This window comes from Paenibacillus sp. FSL K6-0108 (assembly GCF_045040695.1).
GTDB lineage: Bacteria > Bacillota > Bacilli > Paenibacillales > Paenibacillaceae > Paenibacillus > Paenibacillus pabuli_B.
This window is the reverse complement of record NZ_CP150288.1, coordinates 1,809,826-1,831,440: the sequence shown is the minus strand read 5'-3', so window position 1 is coordinate 1,831,440 and position 21,615 is coordinate 1,809,826. Positions and strand designations below refer to the sequence as shown.

Below are 21,615 nucleotides of genomic sequence, written 5' to 3'. Positions count from 1 at the left end.
TTTTTGGCCGTAACAAAAAATCCCGCGAAACCATGAATGCATGGCTTTGCGGGACTTTTGTGTTTGGATTCAGCATTCTGCGGACGAACTTAACGTTGAGTCTAGGCTTCATCCTTGAATTTAAAGCTTCGTGCAGCATATAGAAACGGCGTTCCTACCGCGGTCAATACAAATTTGATCACGTATGTCGTCAAGAAAATTTCAAGCCAGACGTCCCATGGATAAATGAAAGCAAACGCAATCGTACAGAACACCAGCGTATCCGCAAACGAACTGATGATCGAACTGCCGTTGGTACGTATCCACAGCTGATTTCGCCCTGGCGCAACCTTACGCAGCCACGTGTACAGTCGTACGTCCAGGAATTGACTGATGAAATAGGCTGTCAGACTTCCGAGAGCCAAACGTGGCAGCAGACCAAACAAGGTTTTCATCGAATCCTGTGCAAAGTCCGTCGATGCCGGTTCAAAGAACAATACCATCTGCATCAGCACGGTTGTCATAATCAATGTGAAGAACCCGAACCATACGGCTTTACGCGCCTCAGCTGGTCCATACTTCTCATTAAGCAGATCACTGGTCAGATACATACTGACATACATCGTATTGCCCAGCGTTAGAACGATACCCATGATATCTATCGTTTTGGTCACCTGAATGTTGGCTATAACCGTAGCCACACCAATCCAGGCATAAAGACCCTTTTTACCGAACAAACGGTAACACAAAAGGAAAAATCCATACGTTACGAGAACAAAAAGCGCTCCCCATCCTAAATTAAACACAATTCATACACTGCCTTCCTAGTTTTGATTACGCGGGATGGTTACGAACCGCGGTTTGGCTCCGGGCCAAAACATGAATACTCTATCACATTTCCCCAAGGTTGAACAGGACTAAATAACTCCAACTGGCTTCAGGTGATATTTACGGTATACCTAGGAGGATGCTAAGAGCAAAAAGCCGCCCTCCGGATTAACCCGAAGAACGGCTGCCTCGCTTGGCTTGTGGCTGTAACTGCCATCCGCCTATTATGAGTCCGAATTACACCTGAACAGCGGAATCCAGATCACGGCTTTGATCATTGAATGTATCCTGATCGTTTTCTTTCAAAATTTTGCTGGATACGAGACCTGCAGTCATCGAATCGTTCACGTTCAGCGCCGTACGACCCATGTCGATGAGCGGTTCAACCGAGATCAGCAATCCTGCCAAAGCTACCGGCAGGTTCATCGTGGACAACACGATCAGGGAAGCGAAGGTTGCCCCGCCGCCTACACCGGCTACGCCGAATGAACTGATTACGACTACCAGAATCAGAGTAATGATGAAATCCCAGCTCATCGGATCGATCCCGACCGTAGGAGCAATCATGACCGCCAGCATGGCCGGATAGATTCCGGCGCAGCCGTTTTGACCAATGGTCGCCCCGAAACTTGCCGATAAGTTCGCAATTCCGTCCGATACACCCAGTCTCTTCGTTTGTGTCTCCACGTTAAGCGGAATCGCTGCAGCACTTGAACGGGATGTGAAAGCAAAGATCAGTGTTGGCAGAACTTTTTTCACATACGTAATTGGATTGAATCCAAACAGTGAGATAATAATCAGGTGGATGATGAACATCACGATCAACGCCACATAGGAAGCAATGACGAATTTGATCAGCTTCAGAATCTCATCCGGGTTCGTTGTGGCGGTTACCTTCGTAATGAGTGCCAAAATCCCGTAAGGCGTCAGCCTGAGCACCAGTGTTACGATTCTCATAACCACCGCATATACCGCATTGACCATGCCGCGGAACGTTTCCGCCTGCTGTGGTTTTTTGCGATCCAATCCGAGTACTGCCACACCGATAAAGGCCGAGAAAATAACAACAGCCAGTGTGGAAGTACGACGCTCTCCGGTCATGTCCGCGAATGGATTCGACGGAATGAACTCCAGTACTTGCTGTGGAATCGTCTGGTCCTTCACGTCAACGAGACGTTCCTCCATTTTCTGCCCCTGTGCAAGCTCTCTGTCTCCACCTTCGATCTCAATGGAAGTCAGGTTGAAGCTCAAGCTCGTCACAATACTCACACTCGCGGCAATCGCCGTTGTGATGAGCAGGATGGCGATAATCGAAAGGCTCATTTTACCGAGATTCTGCTTGCCTTTCAGATTCATGATGGCCGAAATAATGGAAACCATAATCAATGGAATCACGACCATTTGTAACAAACGAACATATCCTGAACCGGCCAGATTAAACCAATCGACCGACTTGGTAATAATTTCAGAATCAGACGTGTAAATCAATTGCAAAATGACGCCATATACAACCCCAATGCCCAAACCCGCAAATACACGCTTCGTAAAGGAAACATGTTTCTTCTGCATCCAGAACAGGACACCCAGAAGAGCGAGCATAACCACGACGTTCAAAATGATTAAAAAGGTATTCATTTGTATAAATCCTCCTCAGTGTGAGTAACCGGATATCCCGGTTTTCTACTCGCTCAAAAGCGATATTCAACAATATATCACATAACAAACTATTCTGGTAGGTATTAATTGATATTATGTAATATGCGTGTAATAAATTCATCTATTTCTGAAAAAAATACACTGAATCGTGAAAATTATTGTATTCAACCTCCGGTTAATTTTGTAATATAGGTATATCCGCTTATTCCCAAGTTTTCTCAACGTGAAAATTAGGCCTTTCTTCGTTGGTATTTAGTCTTACAATAACGGAAAAGCGACAATGTTAATGAACATGACGTGAAAGGATGATTATATGTTTCGAAATCGCACCGTTGCTGGTAAAATCAGGGGCACATTGTTCCTCGTATTGCTGGTTGCTTCCCTGTTGTTTAGTATCAGTTTCTATGCCGTCTCCATGAATATTATGCAAAGCTACGTACTTCCGCAGTTCGACAAGGTCCTTAATACGTCCATTCAGGATATATACAAAAACACATCCGCATCCAAAATTTTGCAGGTGCAAAGTGGCGGCGCAGGTTCCGAGGGTGCAGCGCTGACCGTCGAATCCTATTTGGCTGGTAAGGCCAAAGAGCATAATCTAGACGCAGCCTACGTCGTGGCCATACAAGATGGTAAAGCTAACGTTGTGATTGCAAATACCTCCTCGGGCATGAAAGCCGGAGATGAGATCAACGTAGTCTCAGCAATGAATACAGCCACTGAAAAGAAAGAAATGGAAATCAGCGAGGTTTATGCCGATTCCTTCGGTGTACATAAAGCAGCCTTTATTCCAATCGCAGGAAGCAACATGATCATGGCTGTCAGCATGGATGCCCAATTCATTCAGGACAAAATTGCACAGATCTTCTGGTTGTGCCTCGGTATCACGGCATTGGTCTTTGTGCTCGGATGGCTCATCTCGACAAGCATGATTAAACGTGTAACCAAGCCAATCATCAAGCTCGTTCAACATAGCAAACAGATTTCACAAGGAGATCTGACTGCTGAGCTTCAGATTAAAGGCAAGGATGAGATTGCACAGCTTGCTTCAAGCTTCCAGACGATGACTCATAATCTAAAAGAAATGATCAGCCGCGCCCTCTCTACATCCAATGAAGTTGTGGAAGGCTCCAACGATTTGCTCAAGCGGGTTGAATCCATGTCGGGTATGGTAAAAGACTCCAGCCGTTCTGCCGAAAGCGCCGAGAAAGGCAGTGTAAGTATTGCTTCCAGCGCAGCTGAAAATGCAAGAGCCATGGAAGAAATTACGCAAGGCATTATGCATATTGCCTCTTCTTCTGCCGAAGTATCCGAGCAAATCGGAGATGCTGCTAACGAAGCGGTTAACGGTAACCGTCTGGCTCAGGATGCTGTTCAACAGATGGAGCGTGTGGGTCAAACTGCAAGTGAATCTCTGCGTTATGTTGAAACCATGAATGAGCGCTCGATCGCCATAGGCACCATTGTTGAATCTATTTTTGAGATTACCAGACAGATTAACATGCTTTCCCTCAATGCTTCCATTGAAGCAGCACGTGCCGGAGAACATGGACGCGGGTTCGCAGTCGTTGCCGGTGAAGTCCGCAAACTGGCGGAACAATCCAAGACAGCAACGGAGGAAATCTCCGATTACCTGGGTACCATTCGTGAGGATGCCGAACGTTCCGTTGAAGCCATGAATCGCGTAACCCAAGAGATTGGATCAGGTACTCATGTGGTTCAACAGGCAGGTTCAGCATTCCAGCAGCTTAACGAATTAATCCAGAACGTCAATCTGACGATTCAGACGGTATCTGCTTCTACCCAGCAAGTATCTGCTGGAGCTGAAGAAGTCAGTGCTTCTGTGGAAGAAACAGCTCAGATCACGTCCAGGTCCCGTCAAAGCATGCAAGAGATTGCTTCTACAGCGGATCTTCAATTGAATGAGATGGACTCCCATTCCAATACCGTACGCCATCTGCATGAACAAGCGGTAGAACTGCAAGCCGCCATGAAGAACTTCAAAATAAACTAACAGGTATACCTTTAACCCATTGTTTCCATTTTCGAATCAAACTTTAACATTAGGCACACAAATACCCCCATGCCCGCTTCGTTCGAGGTTCAAGGGAACGTTGCCACGCATGGGGGTATTCTTTTGCTTTATTCAGGTGCCTGAAGGCCCATAATCTCGTATACACGCTGCATATCCAATGAAGAACGTAATGATTCAGCTACACGGTCAAACTCCATTTCCTTTCGTTCACGTGCGCTGTACGTCTCCAGCAGCGGAGCAAGACCTTTTCCTTCACGCAGACCGTTAAGCCATGAACGCCTGAACAGATCGCTTTCAAATAAACCATGCAGGTACGTTCCCCACACTTTACCGTCGTTCGTTCCCCAGCCTTCATTGAAGGATTGGCCTCCCGGATGCGCAATTTTGAACAAAGGGGTTAAACGTTCAGGATCATGACACTTGGTAACACCCATATGAATCTCGTAACCTTCAATAGGCAACGAGCTTGCTGCATCGTCTTCCCCGTGTATACGAATCGGATGATGCTCTTGTACATGACCGGAGGCTCTTACCGTTTGTTTGTTCTGTAGAAAGGTCGTCGATAATGGCAACCATCCCAAGCCCTTGGCTTCCTGAATCTGGTTGGCTTCCACCGCATATGGATCGTTGAGATGCTGACCAAGCATCTGATATCCACCACATATCCCGACAAGCTGAACATGTTCACGCTCCGTCTGGCTCGCAATCGCTTGCTCCAGTCCCGACTCTCGCAGAAATGCCAGATCTCCAATCGTATCCTTCGTACCCGGAAGCAGAATAGCGTCAGGATGTCCCAGTTCATCGGGAGAAGTCACGTATCGCACATTTACATCCGGCTCACGGGAAAGGGCATCAAAGTCTGTAAAGTTGGAAATACGCGGATAACGAATCACCGCCAGGTCCAGCTCCTGCTGACCGGATTTTCCATTTCGCATGGAGTCCAGTACCACGGAGTCTTCCGCTTCAATCTGGATATCGGTTATGTAAGGCAATACGCCCAATACAGGTATGCCTGTCCGTTCTTCAAGCCAGTCCAAGCCAGGCTGCAGCAAGGACAGGTCTCCACGAAACTTGTTGATGATAAATCCTTTTACACGCTGAACCTCATGTGGCTCAAGCAGCTCTAATGTGCCTACAATGGAGGCGAAGACACCGCCCCGATCAATATCCGAGATCAGAATAACCGGAGCATCTGCCCAGCCCGCCAGATTCATGTTAACGATATCCCGATCCTTCAGATTAATCTCCGCAGGACTGCCCGCACCTTCCATCAGCACGATATCATACGTCGCGCGCAACCGATTCAGTGCATCCATGACCGTTTGTTTGGCTTCGGGCAGGAAATGCTGTCGATAATCCCACGCACTCATCTGTTTAAAGGGCACACCATGTACTACAATCTGGGAATGCATATCCTTAACCGGCTTGATCAGGATCGGATTCATATCCGTCGTCGCTTCTATACCGCACGCCTCGGCTTGCGCCCCCTGGGCTCTTCCGATTTCCTTGCCATCTTCCGTCACGTAAGAATTCAGCGCCATATTCTGTGATTTGAACGGTGCCGGCCTGAAGCCATCCTGTTTGAATATTCGGCATAAGGCCGTCGTAATTACGCTTTTCCCCACATCCGATGCCGTCCCTTGCAGCATTAATACCGCCGCCGTTTGTTCGGACGTTTGTACAAACGTATCTTCCATGTTCCCTCACCTCCACGCTCAGCGTTATATCAAAAAGAATCCCTGTAACAGACTAAGTACCGTTAGCAGTGCGGCCTCAAGCAGCTCATTCATGGCTCCATATGTGTCCCCTGTAAGTCCACCCAGCCTTTCGCTGATCCGCCCGGCAACGAATCTTCCAATCACATAACCAGCCAATGGCACCGCAATGATCGCTGTAAGAGGGTATAGCCACCATGGTAACGTCCCCAAACCATTCTCCATCGCCTGTACCTGAAACATGACTGTATCCGGCTGGAAGATCCATACCGCTGCCAACGTGATAACTCCTGCCAGAATGGTTAGCCCGATGGCAGAGCTGCGTGCACGCTGGACCTCTCTCCGCTCTCCCAATCCCTTGAACAGGACAGCCAGTCCATCGTCCTTACGGGCATTCGGCCAATTCGCCATGGCATATACCATGAACCATCGGCTCCAGATCATCGGCAGGATGAGCAGAGCGCCGTAAGCCCAGTTGCCACGTGCGATAAAGTCAGCAATTAATGACGCTTTCATCATCAACAGCAGGACACAAGCGATCACGCCCATGGCCCCCACACGACTGTCTTTCATAATCTCCAGCATTCGCTCACGGGTGCGATAACTGAGCAGACCATCTGCCGTATCCATCCAACCATCCAGATGAAGACCTCCGGTTAGCCATACCCATAACGTCAAGGTTAATACCGCCGCCGGAAACGACGGAAGAAGCGCACCTGTCACGGCTCCGCCCAACCAGACGCACAATCCGATGACCGCACCAACCAGCGGGTAATACACCACACTCTCCCGCAGTAATGGCGGAACGAAATCAAGCTGCATTTTTACCGGGAACCGGGACAGAAATTGAAAAGCGGCCGCAGCCGCATGTTTTTGTTCCAAATCGCCTTTACTCATAAACGATACTCCCTGCTTTTCAGTTCAATGGCAATGCCCACTGTCACCAGAAACACTTCGCGGCAAATCGCAGCAATCCGCTGATTGAGAATACCCGCCAAATCCCGATATCTTCTACCCAAGGCATACTCCGGCACAATTCCGTCCCCTACTTCATTGGTGACAAGCACGAGCAGACCCGGATACGACTGGATAGCTGCTACCAGCGCGTCCATATGATCGTTCAGCACCTGCACCGGCTCATGTTCATGCGCTAACAGTACATTGCTGAGCCAAAGTGTCAGACAATCTACCAATATGGTGGGTGCAGACGTACCTGTATGGGACTCTCCCATTCGTGTAATTAATTCAGGCAATGCCAGCGGTTCCTCCACCGTGTGCCACAGATATCCTGCTTCATCCCGCTGGCTCTGATGCAGACGTATCCGCTCGCGCATCTCGTCATCATAAGCCTGCGCCGTAGCGACATACCAAGCCTCAGAGGATCGCTGCATACAGAGACGCTCGGCAAACGAACTTTTGCCACTTCGCGCCCCGCCCGTCACAAGTACACTCATGGGGATACCTCTCCTTGTACCGATGAATCAGCAGAAGCTGATATAGACTCCGTAGGTTGAATCTCCGTTGTGCCATCAGACACGCCAGCACTTGCAAATGTCGCCATCTCGTTCAGAATGCGGCATGACGCATCAATCAAATGAAGACTAAGCACGCCTCCTGTGCCTTCACCCAGTCGCATGTCCAAATCCAGCATGGGCTTCAGACCAAGCTCACGCAGTAACGCTGCATGTCCACTTTCATGCGATGTGTGGGAGGCAATCATGTATTCAGTACTGAGCGGAGCAAGCTGACTTGCAATCAACGCGGCAGCAGTGGAGATAAATCCATCCACAACAACAGGACATCCGTTTGCAGCAGCAGCGAGAATCACGCCTGTCAGTCCGGCAATCTCCAGTCCGCCCACTTTGCACAGCACATCGAGTGCATCGTCTGCATCCGGAGCATTTACGCTGAGGGCTTGGCTGACCACTGCGGCTTTACGCTGCAAACCGACATCATCCACGCCAGTTCCCCGACCAACCGCTGAAGCGGGTGCTGTTCCGGTTAATGCACACATCACCGCCGCACTTGCGGTTGTATTGCCGATCCCCATCTCTCCAGTCACAAACAACTGCGTTCCCTTCGCTACCTCGGTGGAGACCACTTCAGCTCCTGCAAGAATGGCCTGAATCGCTTCGCCCCGGGTCATTGCAGCACCTTTCACCATGTTGGCTGTACCTTTTCGCACTTTGCGGGAGACCAGGTCCGGATGCTCTAAATCGGCATTCACGCCGATATCCACACAAATCACATGAGCTCCAGCGTGACGCGCAAGCACATTAACAGCCGCTCCCCCTGCTAGAAAATTCAGGACCATTTGCGGCGTTACCTCAGCTGGAAAAGCGCTGATCCCTTCTTCAACCACCCCATGATCCGCAGCCATAACGATGACAGCTCTTCGATCAAAGCAAGGTCGAGCCTCACCAGTGATCCCCGCCAGACGAATAACCAGCTGTTCAAGCTTGCCCAGACTGCCGGGTGGCTTCGTCAATGCATCCACATGTGCGGAAGCTTCCGCCGCAACTTCCTCATGTAGACCTTCGATCCGACCAATTAACTGTTCCAACACCTGTTCATTATTCATACAGCCAGCACTTCCTTTATCAAAATATGGGGGGCGCCCCACTTCATTCATTATTTCTCTCGTCTTAGCAACAGCTGGGGCAATCCATTGTCGGGATGATTCACCATGGCCGGGCTCACCCGGAAGATCTCCCGAATGTTCTCTTCCGTCATCAACGAATGAGGTGTGCCACTGCCCACACAAGTCCCTTCACGCAGTGCCAGAATGTGATCGCAAAATTGCGCGGCCAGGTTCAGATCATGCAGCACCGCCACAATCGTAATATGATTTTTTTGACGCCACGTCGATAATAACTCCATGAATTGCAATTGATATTTGATATCGAGAAAAGTGGTTGGCTCGTCCAGCAATAATAGCCTGGGTTCCTGAGCCATGACTTTGGCAAGCGCCACCCGCTGCCGTTGTCCGCCACTAAGTGCATCCAAAGGCCGTTCGGCCATGTCACTCAAACCCAGCTCCTCCAGGACCCGGTCCACTACCGCTGCTCCATTCGACGTTTCTTTTCCAAGCCAGTTCTGGTAAGGGTAACGCCCCATCTCGACAACATCCCTTACGGGATAAGAGATGGCCGGCAAACCATCCTGCTGCAAAACCGCAATCATACGCGACAGATCTTTACGGGTGTATGAGGAAATGTCGCGTCCATCAATCTGTATGCTGCCTGCGTTCGGCTGTTCGGTTCCGGCAAGCAGCTGAAGCAGCGTCGATTTTCCACTGCCGTTTGGACCAACAACGCCCCACCATTCACCCGCTGTGACTTGCCAGTCCACCGCATGCAGAGCACGATGGTTACCATACATTTTACCTGCTCCCGTGACCGTAATCATAGGCCTGATCTCCGTAAGGTCTGTTTTCATGAATGTATTCATGGCATCATCCCCTTCCGCAGCTTTTTGTTCCGGTGCAGCAGATACGCAAAGAATGGCGCTCCAACAAAAGCCGTAACCACACCAAGCGGAATTTCGGTTGGAGCCAGCAATGAGCGTGCAATCGTATCTGCCCAGACCATGAAGATGGCTCCCCCAATCGCCGACAAAGGCACCAGCAAGCGATAATCAGGTCCGACGATGAGCCGTAGAATATGCGGAATAACCAATCCGACAAAGCCAATCACACCGGATACGGAGACAGCTCCTGCCGTAAGCAGCGTACCCACAGCTAACACTGACAGCTTCAATCCATCCACCTGAACCCCGATATGCGCGGCCTGTCGCTCCCCCAAGGCGAGCACATTCAACGAACGCGCACGGCTCCAGAGAAAAACCAGTCCCAGCACAAAATACGGGAAAAGGATGGCCGTATACGACCACCCACGCAGTGCCAGACTTCCCATCGTCCAGTATATAATTTCATTGATTGTCTGCTTCGACATGGTCGACAGGAAGGAGACTACGGCCCCCAGGAAACTTTGCATGACCACGCCAGCCAGAATCAGGCTGTGTGTCGGTATTTTACGTCCCTCACGAGCGAGGGCAAGCACAAACCACAATGTGACTACTCCCGTCAGAAACGCGACCAGTGGCAGAGTCCAGATTCCAATCAGCGCATACTGCAATCCGAAAAAAATCAGAAAAGCCGCACCTACCGATGCACCGGACGATACGCCCAGGGTAAACGGATCAGCCAGAGGGTTACGAAGAACCCCCTGGAATCCAGTTCCGGCAATCGCCAGCGATGCACCTACAAGCACGGCAAGCAGTACACGTGGGAATCTGACCTTCCATATGATCTGTTCTGCTGCTGTATTCCAGTCAGGAATAATCCAATCGCCCAGCCAGGGAATGCGATGAAGCAGGATGCGCGCAATGTCCCGGACAGGCAGGGCAACCGAACCGATGCCCGTGCAGATAAGCACGGTTAATACAAGCAGCACAATTCCGGCCGTTCCGTACACTGCCAGCTTTTTACTCATTTGAACAGATCAGGGTAGATCGCTTTGGCTACTTCTTTCAGACCTTGGGTTACCCGTGGTCCCGGACGGCTCAACAGGTTGGCATCCAGACCGATGACTGCATCGTTTTTCACAGCCGTGATTTGATCCCAGCCGCTGCGTGCTTTGATGATTTGATCCAATGTTTTGGAATTTTCATCAATGACATCGTTCGCATACAGAATGACGTCCGGATTGGAAGCGATAATGTTCTCTTCATTAATCTGGTTCCAGCCAGTCAAGTCGGAAGCTACGTTGTTACCTCCGGCCAGTGTAATCAATTCATCCATGAATTCGCCTTTACCCACAGTCCAGCCTGGGGAGAACTCAACGTATACTTTTTTCTTCTCTTCCGGTTTAACTGCCTTCACTGCTTCAGTTACATCAGCCACATCCTGTTTCATTTGGGTGATGATCTCCTGTGCTTTTTCCTGATGATCCGTGATTTTACCAAATGTTTCAATGTTGTTCATCACATCATCCACTGATTTCGGATCTGTTTTGAAAATGGTAATGCCCAGATCGCGCAGTTTCTTCACCGACTCTTCGCTCATTGAGATACCAGTAAATACGATATCTGCTTCAGCTGCAATGATAGACTCTTCATTAGGCTTTGTTATGCCGCCCATTTTTGGTTTCTTTGTTGCTGCTTCCGGATAATCGTCATAGTCGGATACCCCAACGATCTGCTCGTCCAATCCGAGTGCAAACAGGGATTCCGTTTCAGCCGGAGATACGGATACGATTTTGGCTGGTGCTTTGTCAAACGTAAACGATTCACCCGTAGCATCTGTAACCGTGAGTGGATATTGTGTTTTGAGATCGGTCTGCGCCTGTTCCTGGGATTGCTCCTGTGCAGATTGTGAGGTTCCTGTACCCTCGTTCGTTGTTGTTGTACCACATCCGGCCAACGTCAGTGCCAGCATCGCTGCGCTCAGCAGTGACGCTACGCCTTTCCATGTCTTGAAATTCATTGTGTTCATTCTCCCCTTCTCTATCCATTCTAGTGAGTAGTGCTCCTGTCCCAATTCCGCTTGAATTTGTGTTCCTATATAAGTTGAACCAATAAAACTTTACACTAGGCCACTACGATTGCAGTACCATCTTCCGATCGCTGTTATCCCCAGATTTTTTTGATCCCCTTTTTTGAAAAGGGAAAAATCCGGTTATAAGCGTATGCTTCCGATGCAGCTTTCTTTCAGAAAGCTTTTAGGCGAACACTTCGTTTCTTCAGATTGGTTCTGCACTCTTCGTTCTCGTGTAATATTCGGTTCATCTTATATGAAAAAATAAAATCCCCAATCCTTGGGTAAGGATCAGGGATGACGTCTCGCATGTGGCGATCTGTGCATGGTCAGCTTGAAGCTATACACGCACAGAGAACTGCCCGAAACGCTGTCCTTTCCTCGAAGGAACACCGGTTTAAAACGTCCAGGGCAGGTAACCTGACTTACAGGAATTCATCCTGATTTACAGTGGCGGGACCGTGCCGGATTTACACCGGCTTCCCTATTTCACCCGTTTGCCGTTCATGGCCTCATATGAACCCATGGAACATTGCTGCATGCACGCGGGACCCTTGGTCGCTAATATTGTTTAACCATTCAAGTGAGCATCCTGCATCCTCGGTAGAGCTTATTGGCCTCCATCCAAAGATGCGCTTGCTAAGTCACACTTCTGTTGTGATTATAGGTTATATTGTACATCCTTACAACCCGATTTACGGAAAAGTCAATCTGCTTCCCACCCAGCTCTTCCCATCGCCATCCAAGCGAATCTTTATCGCTTGTCCTGGTACCACCTGTGTATCCCAGAATCCCTGATTCGGAATGAGACGTGACACCATATAACGGATAACACCGCCATGCGTAATCACAGCTACCTTTGGCACGTTTATGCTGGGAAAGTGCAATATTGGTGAAAAGGACATCAGGTTCTCTTCCATAAATGAATCAACCCGCTCGGCAAATGCCTTCCAAGGCTCGCCCTTTGGCGGTGTTACCTCCTGCGGCGCATCGATCCATTCTCGGTACTGCGGATTGTCCTTGAGCTGATCGTAGGTCAACCCCTCCCACTGACCAAAATCGATCTCCCTGAGTCGGGGATCAAACTTGGCCTGTCCCATTCGGGACGGCGCAATGTGTGTGAGTGTTTGCTGACAACGCAGCAGATCACTGCAGTACAGGACTTCACATGTTATATTACTGAATTGCTCACGCAGCGAAGACAGCTCCTGCTTTGCTTCAGGCAGCAGTCCGATGTCCGTATGCCCAAGATATCTTTTTTCCAAGTTCCACGCAGTAGTACCATGACGTATCAACATAATCTCGCGGCTTTGCATGCAGCCAACATGTCCAGCATCTATCTCCATAGTAGTGCCCCTCCAGCAGTCCATATCCCTAAGGTGACCAACCCACATAATAAAACAAAAGAACCTGCCGACCAAAACATAAGTCTTGTTGTTCGCACGATATCTTCTGCCTGCATGGGACGTGTCGGCTCGCCCATATAAGCGCGAAATGAAGCTACGCCGTGATACACGTTATGTCCGCCAAGTCTTATACCCAGCGCTCCGGCCACCGCCGACTCGGGAAAGCCGCTATTGGGGCTTGGGTGAAGTCGTGCATCCCGGGACACCATGCGTGCTGCTCCCCTGGCATCCAGCTTCATGAACCAGGCTCCCATAATCAACAGCAAGGCGGTAAGCCGTGCGGGAATCCAGTTGGCCCAATCATCCAGACGGGCAGACGCCCAGCCGAGATGAAGGTATTTTTCATTTTTATAACCCACCATGGAATCCAGTGTATTCACGGCCCGATAGGCCATGGCAAGTGGTGCACCGCCAATCAGGGCATAGAACAGTGGAGAGACGATGGCATCCACGATATTCTCCGCCACAGTCTCCACCGTTCCTCTCACAATCTCCGGTTCATCCAGATGAGCCGTATCGCGTCCTACAATCATACCCAGTGAACGTCTTGCCGCAGGCCAGTCCTGTCGACTCAGATGGCGATAAACTTCCATGCCTGCATCCTTCAAACCTTTCGAGGCTATGGTGGTTGCGATCAGCACCACTTCTGCCACAACCGCAACAGCCGGATGAATAAGACCCAGCACATAGATTAATCCCCAAGTCAGTGCAAAAGAACCCCCCGCAATCAAAAGGGGAAATAAAACGCCTGCCCTTTTGAGAGCCTGGTTCGAGTCCACCCGCGGCCTTATCGCCCGCTCGAGTGCAGAGATGGCCTTTCCCATGCCAATCACCGGATGAGGAATCCAGCGTGGATCTCCGATGCAGCGATCCAGTATGTATGCCCCTATAATAATCCAAGCTCCGGCCATTCCCGTCCAGATTGGCCAGGAGACCCATTGATTCAGCAGAGATGTCATTGCTTGTGAGTCCTCTCTTTCCACTCCTGCGCGGCTTGCAGGCTTTCCGTTATCGTGTCATACACCAGCCTGCCGATCGCTGCACCCATGACCGTAGCCGTTCCGGCGTAACTGATGAGCGGTTTATTTTCTTCAGTCTGACTTACAGCGAGAACGATAGCATCCGTTGTTGTTCCAGTTGCAGTCAGACCATTTTCCGAATCCAGCACACCGAAATCAGCTAACGCAGCGGCCTTCGCTTCTACCGCAGTCTGAATGGCGTTCACCATCGCTCCAGCGGTCATATGCCCGTTCATCCACAACATGATATTGATCGTACCGGGAGTATAGATTGAAGGAGAATCCTGCCCGATTTTCTGGAACACCGCCCCATTGCTCATCTTATTCCCCGCAGCATCGAACACGGTTCTTGCAGAACCTGCACGCGCAGCATTGGATACCCCTGCTGTTGTACAACAGAGTAATCCGAACTCATCGCTTTTGTATTCCTGGATGGCTGTGTGCTCCAATCGAACCGCAGTCAAAAGCCCCGCGCATTGATCTTCTTGCTCCTGCCATTCACTCAACAGGTCAGCAATATCACGGGGTGGATCGTCACAACGATAATGTCTGTCCACATAGATGTTGAATATGCGATCCAGTTCAATCTTGCCTCCCCCATACACGGCGCTGGAAAGTGCTGTTACAAGGTAGGGGCTGGATGCTTTAATATGCCGTTCATGTGCGGAGATCCTTAACCCCGGCCACACAGAAGAGTAATAATCGTTATGTTCTATTTGTACATCGGCGCATTGTTTATAAGCGTTATAGAATGGCAGTGCCATCGTTCTGTCCCCCTGCCTCTAATCCATTTGTCGGGTCAGGCTCAATTACATTTTTCATTGTCTCTAGCAAACGACCGTTAGCCTCCGCATCCTTGACCGCAAAACGTACATGTCGTTCCCCGAGTCCGGGATACATCGCGCAGCTTCGGATCAGTATACCTCGTTCACCGAGAGCAGCCTGCATGGATGTCGCAGTCCACGGCTCTGGCAGAGCTGCCAATATAAAGTTCGCTTCCCCTCGCGTCACCTTACATCCCATAACCTCCAGCCCTGCCTTTAATCTCTCCCGCTCGTAGGACACCAGTGCCAATGTCTCCTGTTCAAAATTTTCCCCACTGCGCAGACAGGCTTCTCCTGCAATCAGCGCCAGCCCATTCACACTCCAAGTAACCTGTTTCTCTGTCATGGCACGAATCAGTTCGGGACGACCCATGGCATAACCCAGACGCAGGCCTGGAATCGCATAAAACTTGGTCATCGAGCGAATGATGATCACCTGCGGATACTCTTTCAATCTGGGCGCAAGCGATTGGCGCTGTGATTCAGGAATAAAATCGATAAATGCCTCATCGACTACCAATATCGTGCCTGTTTTCTCTGCTTTAAGCGCAAGCCGTTGCAGAACGTCCATCGGATACTGAACCCCATTGGGGTTGTTGGGCTGTCCAAGGAAAAGCAGGTCCACCTGCTCCATCAGCTTCTCAATATCTTCCGGTTCTGCTCGCCAGTCCAGCTCTTCCCGTCCTTGAACATGGTGGACTTCTGCTCCAAATTGTCTGGATAATGCACTGTACTCTGAAAAACCGGGTTCTACCGTACCTACTCTACGCGGCGCGAGACCAAGTAAGATTAGAGCCATGCTTTCCGCTGCCCCGTTGCCCACAGATATGTAATTCGGGGTTAAACCCAGTCGGTCACTAAGCAGCATTTTGAACGCCCGATGGCCCGGATCAGGGTAACGAAGTACCGTATGCAACCCTTGCTCCAGAGCCTCCAGCACTTCCCGCGGGGGACCCAGAGGATTAATGTTTGCGCTAAAATCGAGGAAATCCGCTGGATTCCCTCCAAAACGAGCCGCGGCAGTCTCCACGTCACCGCCATGTCCGAAAACTTCAATTAATCCGGTCATCCTGTCCGTCATCCTTTCTGCATGTCCCTTTTATTATGGATGTCGTGGCAGGCAGGGGTCAATCCTGTTTTGGCTATTCAAGCCCTTTGCGGTTTCAATTCCTTTGTGTCCTTTCGACAATTCGTTTACAATAGAGAAGGAATTTCGATTCCGTAAAGCATCACTACATAAGGGATATACATCCCTCACATACATTAATGGAGGAATGACCATGCTGTTTGTTGATAACCAGGGCATTACAGATCCTTCTGTAAACCTCGCCATTGAGGAATACATTCTGAAACATCTGCCGATGGATGACAGTTATTTGCTGTTTTACATCAACCGCCCGTCCATTATTATTGGAAAACATCAAAATACCATTGAAGAGATCAACATTGAGTATGTTCAGGATAACGGTGTTCAAGTCGTACGTCGTCTTTCGGGGGGCGGAGCCGTTTATCACGATCTGGGCAACCTCAATTTCAGCTTTATTACCAAGGATGACGGACAATCCTTCCATAACTTCCGCAAATTCACGCAGCCTGTGGTGGAAGCCTTGCAAGAGCTTGGGGTTAATGCCGAACTGACGGGACGGAACGATCTGCAAGTCGGAGAGAAGAAAATTTCGGGCAACGCCCAATTCTCTACGCGCGGCCGCATGTTCAGTCACGGCACATTGATGTTTAACCTGAACCTCGACCACGTCCAGGCTTCACTCAATGTTAATCCGGAGAAGTTCAAGTCCAAGAGCACCAAATCCGTGCGCAGCCGTGTTGCGAATATTCGTGATCTGATTGACAGCAATCTGACCATTGAACAATTCCGGGACGAGCTGCTCCGTCACATTTTCCGCATGGAGCCGCAAGACGTTCCTCAATATGAACTCACAGAGAAAGACTGGGACAAGATCAACGAGATCTCTGCCGAGCGTTATAACAATTGGGACTGGAACTACGGGCTTTCACCGGAAAGCAATGTGAAGCATACACGTAAATTCCCTGTCGGGATCATTGATCTGCGCATGAATATCAAAGATGGACGCATTGAAGATATCAAAATCTTTGGTGACTTCTTCGGCGTAGGCGATGTAGCGGATATCGAAGACATGCTGCGTGGCAAGCGTTATGAGGAAGCTGAGGTGCGTACTGCACTTGAGGGTCTGGATGTAAAACATTACTTCGGCAATTTGGAGCTGGAGGACTTTATTGGCCTCATTTTCCTTGAAGAATAAAATTTAGATGTGAGTATAATTTTAGAACGAATTCCAGAATTACACGTTAACGGAGAAGGCAGAATCAATCTGAAGAAGCGAAGCGTTCGCCTAAAAGCTTTCTGCAAGAAAGCTGCATCGGAAGCATATGCTATCCCCGGATTTCCCCCTATGGGGAATGAATTCAAAAAAATCCGGGGATAACAGCGATCGAAAGATGAATCTGCAGTCGGAGTGGTCTCGTGTAATGCTTATCTATTCGTTCGTTGTTATAGATACAGATAAAAAAGGAGAGAAACACAGATGACCTACAAATTAATCGCAATCGACATTGATGATACCCTAATCAACGATAACAAGGAAGTAACGCCTGCAACACAGACTGCCCTGGAACAAGCGGTAGCTCATGGTGTGGTCGTAACACTGGCAACTGGACGTGCTTATGCTTCTGCCCAAGCACTCGCTCGCCAAACGAAGCTGAACGTACCCATCATTACGTATCAAGGCGCTTTGGTAAAAAACTTGCTGGACGAAAAGGTACTTTACGAGCGCTACGTTCCACAGGACGCTTCCCGTAAATTGTACGACTACTGCCTGGAGCATAATCTGCACCTGCAAACGTACATTGACGACAAGCTGTATGCTCGTGAAGAAAACGACAAGCTGCGTGACTACGCCAAACTGAATGGTACTCAGTACCATATCGAACCGGATTTCATCAAAGTGATTGAGCAAAAAACACCGAAGCTGCTCATCATTGATGAGCCGGATTACCTCGACGAGGTTGCGGTTGCTCTGCGCGAACTGCTCGGACCTGAAGTACACATTACCAAGTCCAAGCCATACTTCCTTGAGATTATGCACCGCGAGGGAACGAAAGGCCATGCATTAACCTTCCTGGCTGATCACTTCGGTCACCAATTAAGCGAGTGCATTGCCATCGGGGATTCCTGGAATGACCATGAGATGCTGGAAGTTGCTGGTCTTGGTGTAGCGATGGGAAATGCGATCCCTGCTCTGAAAGAGCTGGCAGATTACATTACCGCGAGCAATAACGAAGACGGCGTGAAGCAGGTTATTGAGAAGTTTGTGCTGAACGCGGAGTAAGAATTTCAGCAAATCATTTTACTTTTATACATGTATTATGGACAATACAAACAAACAGCCCTGTCAGCGATAGCTCGCTGTGCAGGGCTGTTCTTCTAGCTTTGACTATGTGCGTTCCTCCGCATACAGCTTACTTTTTTGTTCTTACCGGCATACATCCGGAATCGACAAACGTTCCTTCCTGGGCTACAAACGCTGGAAAGAGGCACTGTGTTCTGCCCCACCGTTGGTTTCCGAACTGCCAACACTCCAAGAAAAACGAGTGGCTCGCTATTCTATCGACCATCCAATGAAGGCTTTCCGATTTTCTTTGGCGATAAGTCCAAACTCCAAGATTTTCGCCTTCTTTTCTGCGATTTGCAGATCGAATTTGGCCATTAGCTTGATTAATGCCTCATAGAATCGATCTGCACAACCTAAGCTTGGTCGCACCGAAAGTTGAGTTAAGTACATTAATTCACCGTCTTAATCTCCAGGCCGTGACCGTGACATTTAAAGTTATAGTTGGGGTTTTTCATAACTTCTTCTTTCTGAAGTTCATACATGGCTAGTTTATAGTTTATTTCTTCCAAATGTCTTTGACTTTCCTCAATTTTCTTCTGAACTTCCAATTTATGCTGCATCAACATTTCTTCTCTTTGCAAATAGGTGCTATTTCCCAATTCATAAAATTCCTTGTAATCCTTGATTTTTGAAAGAGGCATTCCTGTCTCTTTGAGACAACGAATAAAAGAAATCCAATCTATTTGTTGTTGGTTATACACTCTACGACCTTTTTCGTCACGAGATATATTCGGTAATATCCCCTGCTCTTCATAAAATCGAAGTGTCTTTGCAGATACATTTAAATTCTCCACTACATATGTCATTGAATACAACATCTATTTGTCCCACCTTTAGTTACAGTTACTGTAACTAAATATATATCATAAAGAGAATGACAACACAACAATTCTGTATATAATCATATAAAAATAAGTCCTTGACTTAACGTAACAGTAACCAATTACACTGAAATAGAAAAGAAAATATGATAGCGAGGTTAAAGAAATGAATCAAAAATATAGTAGGTTATTTGAATCCTTCACATTCAGAAGTGGAATAACAATGAAGAATAGAATTGTTATGGCACCTATGACAACCTGGTCAAGTAATGACGATCTTACCATTTCGGATGACGAAGTAAAGTATTACAAACAAAGAGTGAATGGAGTAGGACTCGTCATTACAGGGTGTACTCATGTTACACCGAATGGACAGGGTTTTACGAATGAATTCGCCGGATACAATGATGAATTTACTCCAAGTTTACGAAAATTAGCTGAAGCAGCGAAAAGTGGAGGCTCTCCTGCGATCCTACAGATTTTTCATGCTGGCAATAAAGCTTTGCCCGAATTGGATGCAGTTAGTGCGAGTGCATTGCAACCCGAAATTACTAATTTAGGTTCAACTCCAGAAACAAGAGAACTATCACATGAGGAGATTTTGTCGATTGTACGTGCTTTTGGAGATACAACAAGACGAGCGATTGAAGCCGGATTTGATGGCGTCGAAATTCATGGGGCACATGGATTTTTAATTCAGAATTTTTGGTCGCCAGCGACAAATCAACGGACGGACCAATGGGGAGGATCACTTGAAAATCGCTTGCGTTTTCCATTGGCGATTATTAACGAAATCAAAAATGTCATTGAAAAACATGCTGCAAAACCATTTATGATTGGTTACCGCCTTTCCCCTGAAGAATCCCACAAAGTGGACGGATTACGTATGAAAGACACGTATGAATTAATTGATTTCCTTGTTGAACAGGATTTAGATTATATTCATGCTTCATTAGATAATGTGTCTTCAAAACCAGTAGATAGTCAAGATGAAAAAACACGGCTTGAATTAATTATTGAAAGAGCGAACGGTAAGGTACCTGTGATGGCTGCTGGTTCAATACTAACACCGGATGATGCTCTTCAAGCTGCGGAATTAGGATTGCAGCTAGTCGCCATTGGGCATGCGTTAATTATGGATCCTAACTGGGTTGAAAAGGTCGCAAATGGACGTGAAGCCGAGATAGATTCTGAATTGAACGTTTCGAAATCCGACCAGCTTAATATTCCAGAAAAACTTTGGAATGTAGTTCAAGCAATGCCAGGTTGGTTTAATATTAGTAAATAAAGAGTAGTCCTAAAGGCTACTCAGATTGATCAGAAACCCAAGTCTTGAATGAGACTTCGGGTTTCTGATCCTTTATGAGGTTGTCCTTAAGCTCTTTTGCGTTCGTGAAACTCTTTCATTCGAGTGTTGCGAGATCGGCTGAATGATGTATTAAAGATTCTAATATTCAGCAAATCAGGTTAAACGTTTATTTTATTTTGTTGTCTGTGTCGCGTATGAATCAAAACGCTTGGTCACTAGCATCGTCATTTAATACTATCAAAATCAAGGAGTGGATCTTTTATGGCAACTGTACTGTACATTACTGCACATCCTATGAAAGAGGATACCTACAGTTTATCGGTCGGCAAACAATTTATTGAGACCTACCAGGCGCTTAACTCTGGGGATGAAGTAATACATTTGGATCTATACCGCATGGATCTTCCAAGAATTGATGCTGATATTCTAAGCCATTGGGGACAACCACTAAGTGGACCAACTTTTGAAGCATTAAACGAAGAGACCAAACAAAAAGCAGTACGGCTGCGTGAGATACTGAAACAGTTCATGGATGCGGATAAAATTATTATAGTAAACCCTGTATGGAATTATTCTTTTCCTTCTGTGCTGAAAGACTACATCGATGCAGTTACGATTATAGGTGGAACTATTAAGCGAGCAGACAATGGGCTTCGCGGTTTGTCCGGACTGATTGGAACTCAGCAAGGGAAAAAAGTAATGCACATTCAAGCTTCAGGAACAGTTCTTTCACACGGAAAGTTTGAAAATGTTGAATACAGTCACAGTTATATCCATTCTGTTATGAAATTACAGGGGATTGATGACGTTCAGGCTATTTTTATTGAAGGGATCAGTGAGGGGCCAGATCAAGCAAAAAGAATTAAGGAGCAAGCAATCCGCAAAGCAATATTGGCAGCAGGAACATTTTAATTCTACAGTTAAAAAAGTGAAATATGATTTTGATTCAACCTTTGCGAAAGTTGCTGCCCGCTGGGACGCTGAGCGCCTATTTACTTCAAATGCATTGGCATACAAAATAATATCGGATGTTATTACATCCATTGTACCTATACT

At 47.9% G+C, this 21,615-nt stretch carries 20 protein-coding genes and 1 riboswitch; of the genes, 5 read left to right on the top strand and 15 right to left on the bottom strand.

Going from position 1 to position 21,615, the window contains the following annotated elements:
- Positions 1 to 101: 101 nt before the first annotated feature.
- Both MHB49_RS08305 and MHB49_RS08300 read right to left on the bottom strand, forming a co-directional pair.
- The gene (locus MHB49_RS08305; RefSeq protein ID WP_090998920.1) at positions 102 to 785 is read right to left on the bottom strand and encodes a queuosine precursor transporter; all 684 of its coding nucleotides are present in this window, start codon (positions 783 to 785) and stop codon (positions 102 to 104) included.
- Positions 786 to 1,044: 259 nt separating this feature from the next.
- Positions 1,045 to 2,442, bottom strand: coding sequence for an L-cystine transporter (locus MHB49_RS08300; protein WP_310852273.1), 1,398 nt, complete (start codon positions 2,440 to 2,442; stop codon positions 1,045 to 1,047).
- Positions 2,443 to 2,776: 334 nt separating this feature from the next.
- Here MHB49_RS08300 and MHB49_RS08295 point away from each other — a divergent pair, with 334 nt between their 5' ends.
- On the top strand, positions 2,777 to 4,477 hold the full coding sequence (locus MHB49_RS08295; protein WP_405155755.1) for a methyl-accepting chemotaxis protein: 1,701 nt from the start codon (positions 2,777 to 2,779) through the stop codon (positions 4,475 to 4,477).
- A gap of 128 nt (positions 4,478 to 4,605) precedes the next feature.
- Here the strand turns inward: MHB49_RS08295 and MHB49_RS08290 are convergent, their stop codons facing one another.
- The 11 genes from MHB49_RS08290 to cobD form a co-directional block, all read right to left on the bottom strand.
- Positions 4,606 to 6,195 (bottom strand): cobyric acid synthase, encoded by a 1,590-nt coding sequence (locus MHB49_RS08290; protein WP_405155754.1) that lies wholly within the window; start codon positions 6,193 to 6,195, stop codon positions 4,606 to 4,608.
- A 24-nt stretch (positions 6,196 to 6,219) separates the two neighbouring features.
- The gene (cobS, locus tag MHB49_RS08285) at positions 6,220 to 7,110 is read right to left on the bottom strand and encodes an adenosylcobinamide-GDP ribazoletransferase (protein WP_405155753.1); all 891 of its coding nucleotides are present in this window, start codon (positions 7,108 to 7,110) and stop codon (positions 6,220 to 6,222) included.
- Positions 7,107 to 7,667, bottom strand: a complete 561-nt coding sequence (gene cobU, locus MHB49_RS08280; RefSeq protein WP_247901372.1) for a bifunctional adenosylcobinamide kinase/adenosylcobinamide-phosphate guanylyltransferase — start codon at positions 7,665 to 7,667, stop codon at positions 7,107 to 7,109. Before cobU ends, cobS begins: the two co-directional genes overlap by 4 nt.
- The gene (gene cobT, locus MHB49_RS08275) at positions 7,664 to 8,794 is read right to left on the bottom strand and encodes a nicotinate-nucleotide--dimethylbenzimidazole phosphoribosyltransferase (protein WP_405155752.1); all 1,131 of its coding nucleotides are present in this window, start codon (positions 8,792 to 8,794) and stop codon (positions 7,664 to 7,666) included. The genes cobU and cobT overlap by 4 nt, the downstream gene beginning before the upstream one ends.
- Before the next feature lie 50 nt (positions 8,795 to 8,844).
- Positions 8,845 to 9,663: an ABC transporter ATP-binding protein gene (locus MHB49_RS08270; RefSeq protein ID WP_405155751.1), complete on the bottom strand. Its 819-nt coding sequence runs from the start codon at positions 9,661 to 9,663 to the stop codon at positions 8,845 to 8,847.
- Positions 9,660 to 10,706 (bottom strand): FecCD family ABC transporter permease, encoded by a 1,047-nt coding sequence (locus MHB49_RS08265; RefSeq protein ID WP_405155750.1) that lies wholly within the window; start codon positions 10,704 to 10,706, stop codon positions 9,660 to 9,662. The genes MHB49_RS08270 and MHB49_RS08265 overlap by 4 nt, the downstream gene beginning before the upstream one ends.
- Positions 10,703 to 11,707, bottom strand: a complete 1,005-nt coding sequence (locus MHB49_RS08260; protein WP_405155749.1) for an ABC transporter substrate-binding protein — start codon at positions 11,705 to 11,707, stop codon at positions 10,703 to 10,705. Before MHB49_RS08260 ends, MHB49_RS08265 begins: the two co-directional genes overlap by 4 nt.
- Before the next feature lie 434 nt (positions 11,708 to 12,141).
- Positions 12,142 to 12,290, bottom strand: a riboswitch (cobalamin riboswitch).
- 154 nt (positions 12,291 to 12,444) lie between these two features.
- Positions 12,445 to 13,095, bottom strand: a complete 651-nt coding sequence (locus MHB49_RS08255; protein ID WP_405155748.1) for a histidine phosphatase family protein — start codon at positions 13,093 to 13,095, stop codon at positions 12,445 to 12,447.
- Complete coding sequence (gene cbiB / locus MHB49_RS08250) at positions 13,086 to 14,066, bottom strand: adenosylcobinamide-phosphate synthase CbiB (protein ID WP_405157080.1); 981 nt, start codon at positions 14,064 to 14,066, stop codon at positions 13,086 to 13,088. The genes MHB49_RS08255 and cbiB overlap by 10 nt, the downstream gene beginning before the upstream one ends.
- A 44-nt stretch (positions 14,067 to 14,110) precedes the next feature.
- Positions 14,111 to 14,938 carry an adenosylcobinamide amidohydrolase gene (locus MHB49_RS08245; protein WP_405155747.1) on the bottom strand — a complete coding sequence of 276 codons (828 nt, stop codon included), beginning with the start codon at positions 14,936 to 14,938 and terminating at the stop codon, positions 14,111 to 14,113.
- On the bottom strand, positions 14,919 to 16,067 hold the full coding sequence (gene cobD, locus MHB49_RS08240; RefSeq protein ID WP_405155746.1) for a threonine-phosphate decarboxylase CobD: 1,149 nt from the start codon (positions 16,065 to 16,067) through the stop codon (positions 14,919 to 14,921). Before cobD ends, MHB49_RS08245 begins: the two co-directional genes overlap by 20 nt.
- 211 nt (positions 16,068 to 16,278) lie before the next feature.
- On the opposite strand from cobD, the gene MHB49_RS08235 reads away from it, so the two are divergent.
- Together MHB49_RS08235 and MHB49_RS08230 are read left to right on the top strand one after the other, a co-directional pair.
- On the top strand, positions 16,279 to 17,280 hold the full coding sequence (locus MHB49_RS08235; protein ID WP_405155745.1) for a lipoate--protein ligase: 1,002 nt from the start codon (positions 16,279 to 16,281) through the stop codon (positions 17,278 to 17,280).
- Positions 17,281 to 17,562: 282 nt separating this feature from the next.
- Entirely contained in the window at positions 17,563 to 18,366 is an 804-nt protein-coding gene (locus tag MHB49_RS08230; RefSeq protein WP_062326857.1) for a Cof-type HAD-IIB family hydrolase, read from the top strand.
- Positions 18,367 to 18,636: 270 nt separating this feature from the next.
- Here MHB49_RS08230 and MHB49_RS08225 read toward each other — a convergent pair whose 3' ends face one another.
- The gene (locus MHB49_RS08225) at positions 18,637 to 18,798 is read right to left on the bottom strand and encodes a hypothetical protein (protein ID WP_405155744.1); all 162 of its coding nucleotides are present in this window, start codon (positions 18,796 to 18,798) and stop codon (positions 18,637 to 18,639) included.
- Between the two features lie 20 nt (positions 18,799 to 18,818).
- A complete protein-coding gene (locus tag MHB49_RS08220; protein WP_405155743.1) occupies positions 18,819 to 19,247 on the bottom strand; it encodes a MerR family transcriptional regulator in 429 nt (142 codons plus the stop codon).
- Positions 19,248 to 19,416: 169 nt separating this feature from the next.
- Between MHB49_RS08220 and MHB49_RS08215 the strand changes: the two genes are divergently transcribed.
- Positions 19,417 to 20,538 (top strand): NADH-dependent flavin oxidoreductase, encoded by a 1,122-nt coding sequence (locus tag MHB49_RS08215; protein WP_405155742.1) that lies wholly within the window; start codon positions 19,417 to 19,419, stop codon positions 20,536 to 20,538.
- 282 nt (positions 20,539 to 20,820) lie between these two features.
- The gene (locus MHB49_RS08210) at positions 20,821 to 21,471 is read left to right on the top strand and encodes an FMN-dependent NADH-azoreductase (protein WP_405155741.1); all 651 of its coding nucleotides are present in this window, start codon (positions 20,821 to 20,823) and stop codon (positions 21,469 to 21,471) included.
- Positions 21,472 to 21,615: the final 144 nt, after the last annotated feature.

What these genes read in the sequence shown, in the direction of transcription:
- MHB49_RS08300 (WP_310852273.1), bottom strand. Translation starts at nt 2,442, where the DNA reads ATGAATACCTTTTTAATCATTTTGAACGTCGTGGTTATGCTCGCTCTT.
- MHB49_RS08295 (WP_405155755.1), top strand. Translation starts at nt 2,777, where the DNA reads ATGTTTCGAAATCGCACCGTTGCTGGTAAAATCAGGGGCACATTGTTC.
- MHB49_RS08290 (WP_405155754.1), bottom strand. Translation starts at nt 6,195, where the DNA reads ATGGAAGATACGTTTGTACAAACGTCCGAACAAACGGCGGCGGTATTA.
- cobS (WP_405155753.1), bottom strand. Translation starts at nt 7,110, where the DNA reads ATGAGTAAAGGCGATTTGGAACAAAAACATGCGGCTGCGGCCGCTTTT.
- cobU (WP_247901372.1), bottom strand. Translation starts at nt 7,667, where the DNA reads ATGAGTGTACTTGTGACGGGCGGGGCGCGAAGTGGCAAAAGTTCGTTT.
- cobT (WP_405155752.1), bottom strand. Translation starts at nt 8,794, where the DNA reads ATGAATAATGAACAGGTGTTGGAACAGTTAATTGGTCGGATCGAAGGT.
- MHB49_RS08270 (WP_405155751.1), bottom strand. Translation starts at nt 9,663, where the DNA reads ATGAATACATTCATGAAAACAGACCTTACGGAGATCAGGCCTATGATT.
- MHB49_RS08265 (WP_405155750.1), bottom strand. Translation starts at nt 10,706, where the DNA reads ATGAGTAAAAAGCTGGCAGTGTACGGAACGGCCGGAATTGTGCTGCTT.
- MHB49_RS08260 (WP_405155749.1), bottom strand. Translation starts at nt 11,707, where the DNA reads ATGAACACAATGAATTTCAAGACATGGAAAGGCGTAGCGTCACTGCTG.
- MHB49_RS08255 (WP_405155748.1), bottom strand. Translation starts at nt 13,095, where the DNA reads ATGGAGATAGATGCTGGACATGTTGGCTGCATGCAAAGCCGCGAGATT.
- cbiB (WP_405157080.1), bottom strand. Translation starts at nt 14,066, where the DNA reads ATGGCCGGAGCTTGGATTATTATAGGGGCATACATACTGGATCGCTGC.
- MHB49_RS08245 (WP_405155747.1), bottom strand. Translation starts at nt 14,938, where the DNA reads ATGGCACTGCCATTCTATAACGCTTATAAACAATGCGCCGATGTACAA.
- cobD (WP_405155746.1), bottom strand. Translation starts at nt 16,067, where the DNA reads ATGACCGGATTAATTGAAGTTTTCGGACATGGCGGTGACGTGGAGACT.
- MHB49_RS08235 (WP_405155745.1), top strand. Translation starts at nt 16,279, where the DNA reads ATGCTGTTTGTTGATAACCAGGGCATTACAGATCCTTCTGTAAACCTC.
- MHB49_RS08230 (WP_062326857.1), top strand. Translation starts at nt 17,563, where the DNA reads ATGACCTACAAATTAATCGCAATCGACATTGATGATACCCTAATCAAC.
- MHB49_RS08220 (WP_405155743.1), bottom strand. Translation starts at nt 19,247, where the DNA reads ATGTTGTATTCAATGACATATGTAGTGGAGAATTTAAATGTATCTGCA.
- MHB49_RS08215 (WP_405155742.1), top strand. Translation starts at nt 19,417, where the DNA reads ATGAATCAAAAATATAGTAGGTTATTTGAATCCTTCACATTCAGAAGT.
- MHB49_RS08210 (WP_405155741.1), top strand. Translation starts at nt 20,821, where the DNA reads ATGGCAACTGTACTGTACATTACTGCACATCCTATGAAAGAGGATACC.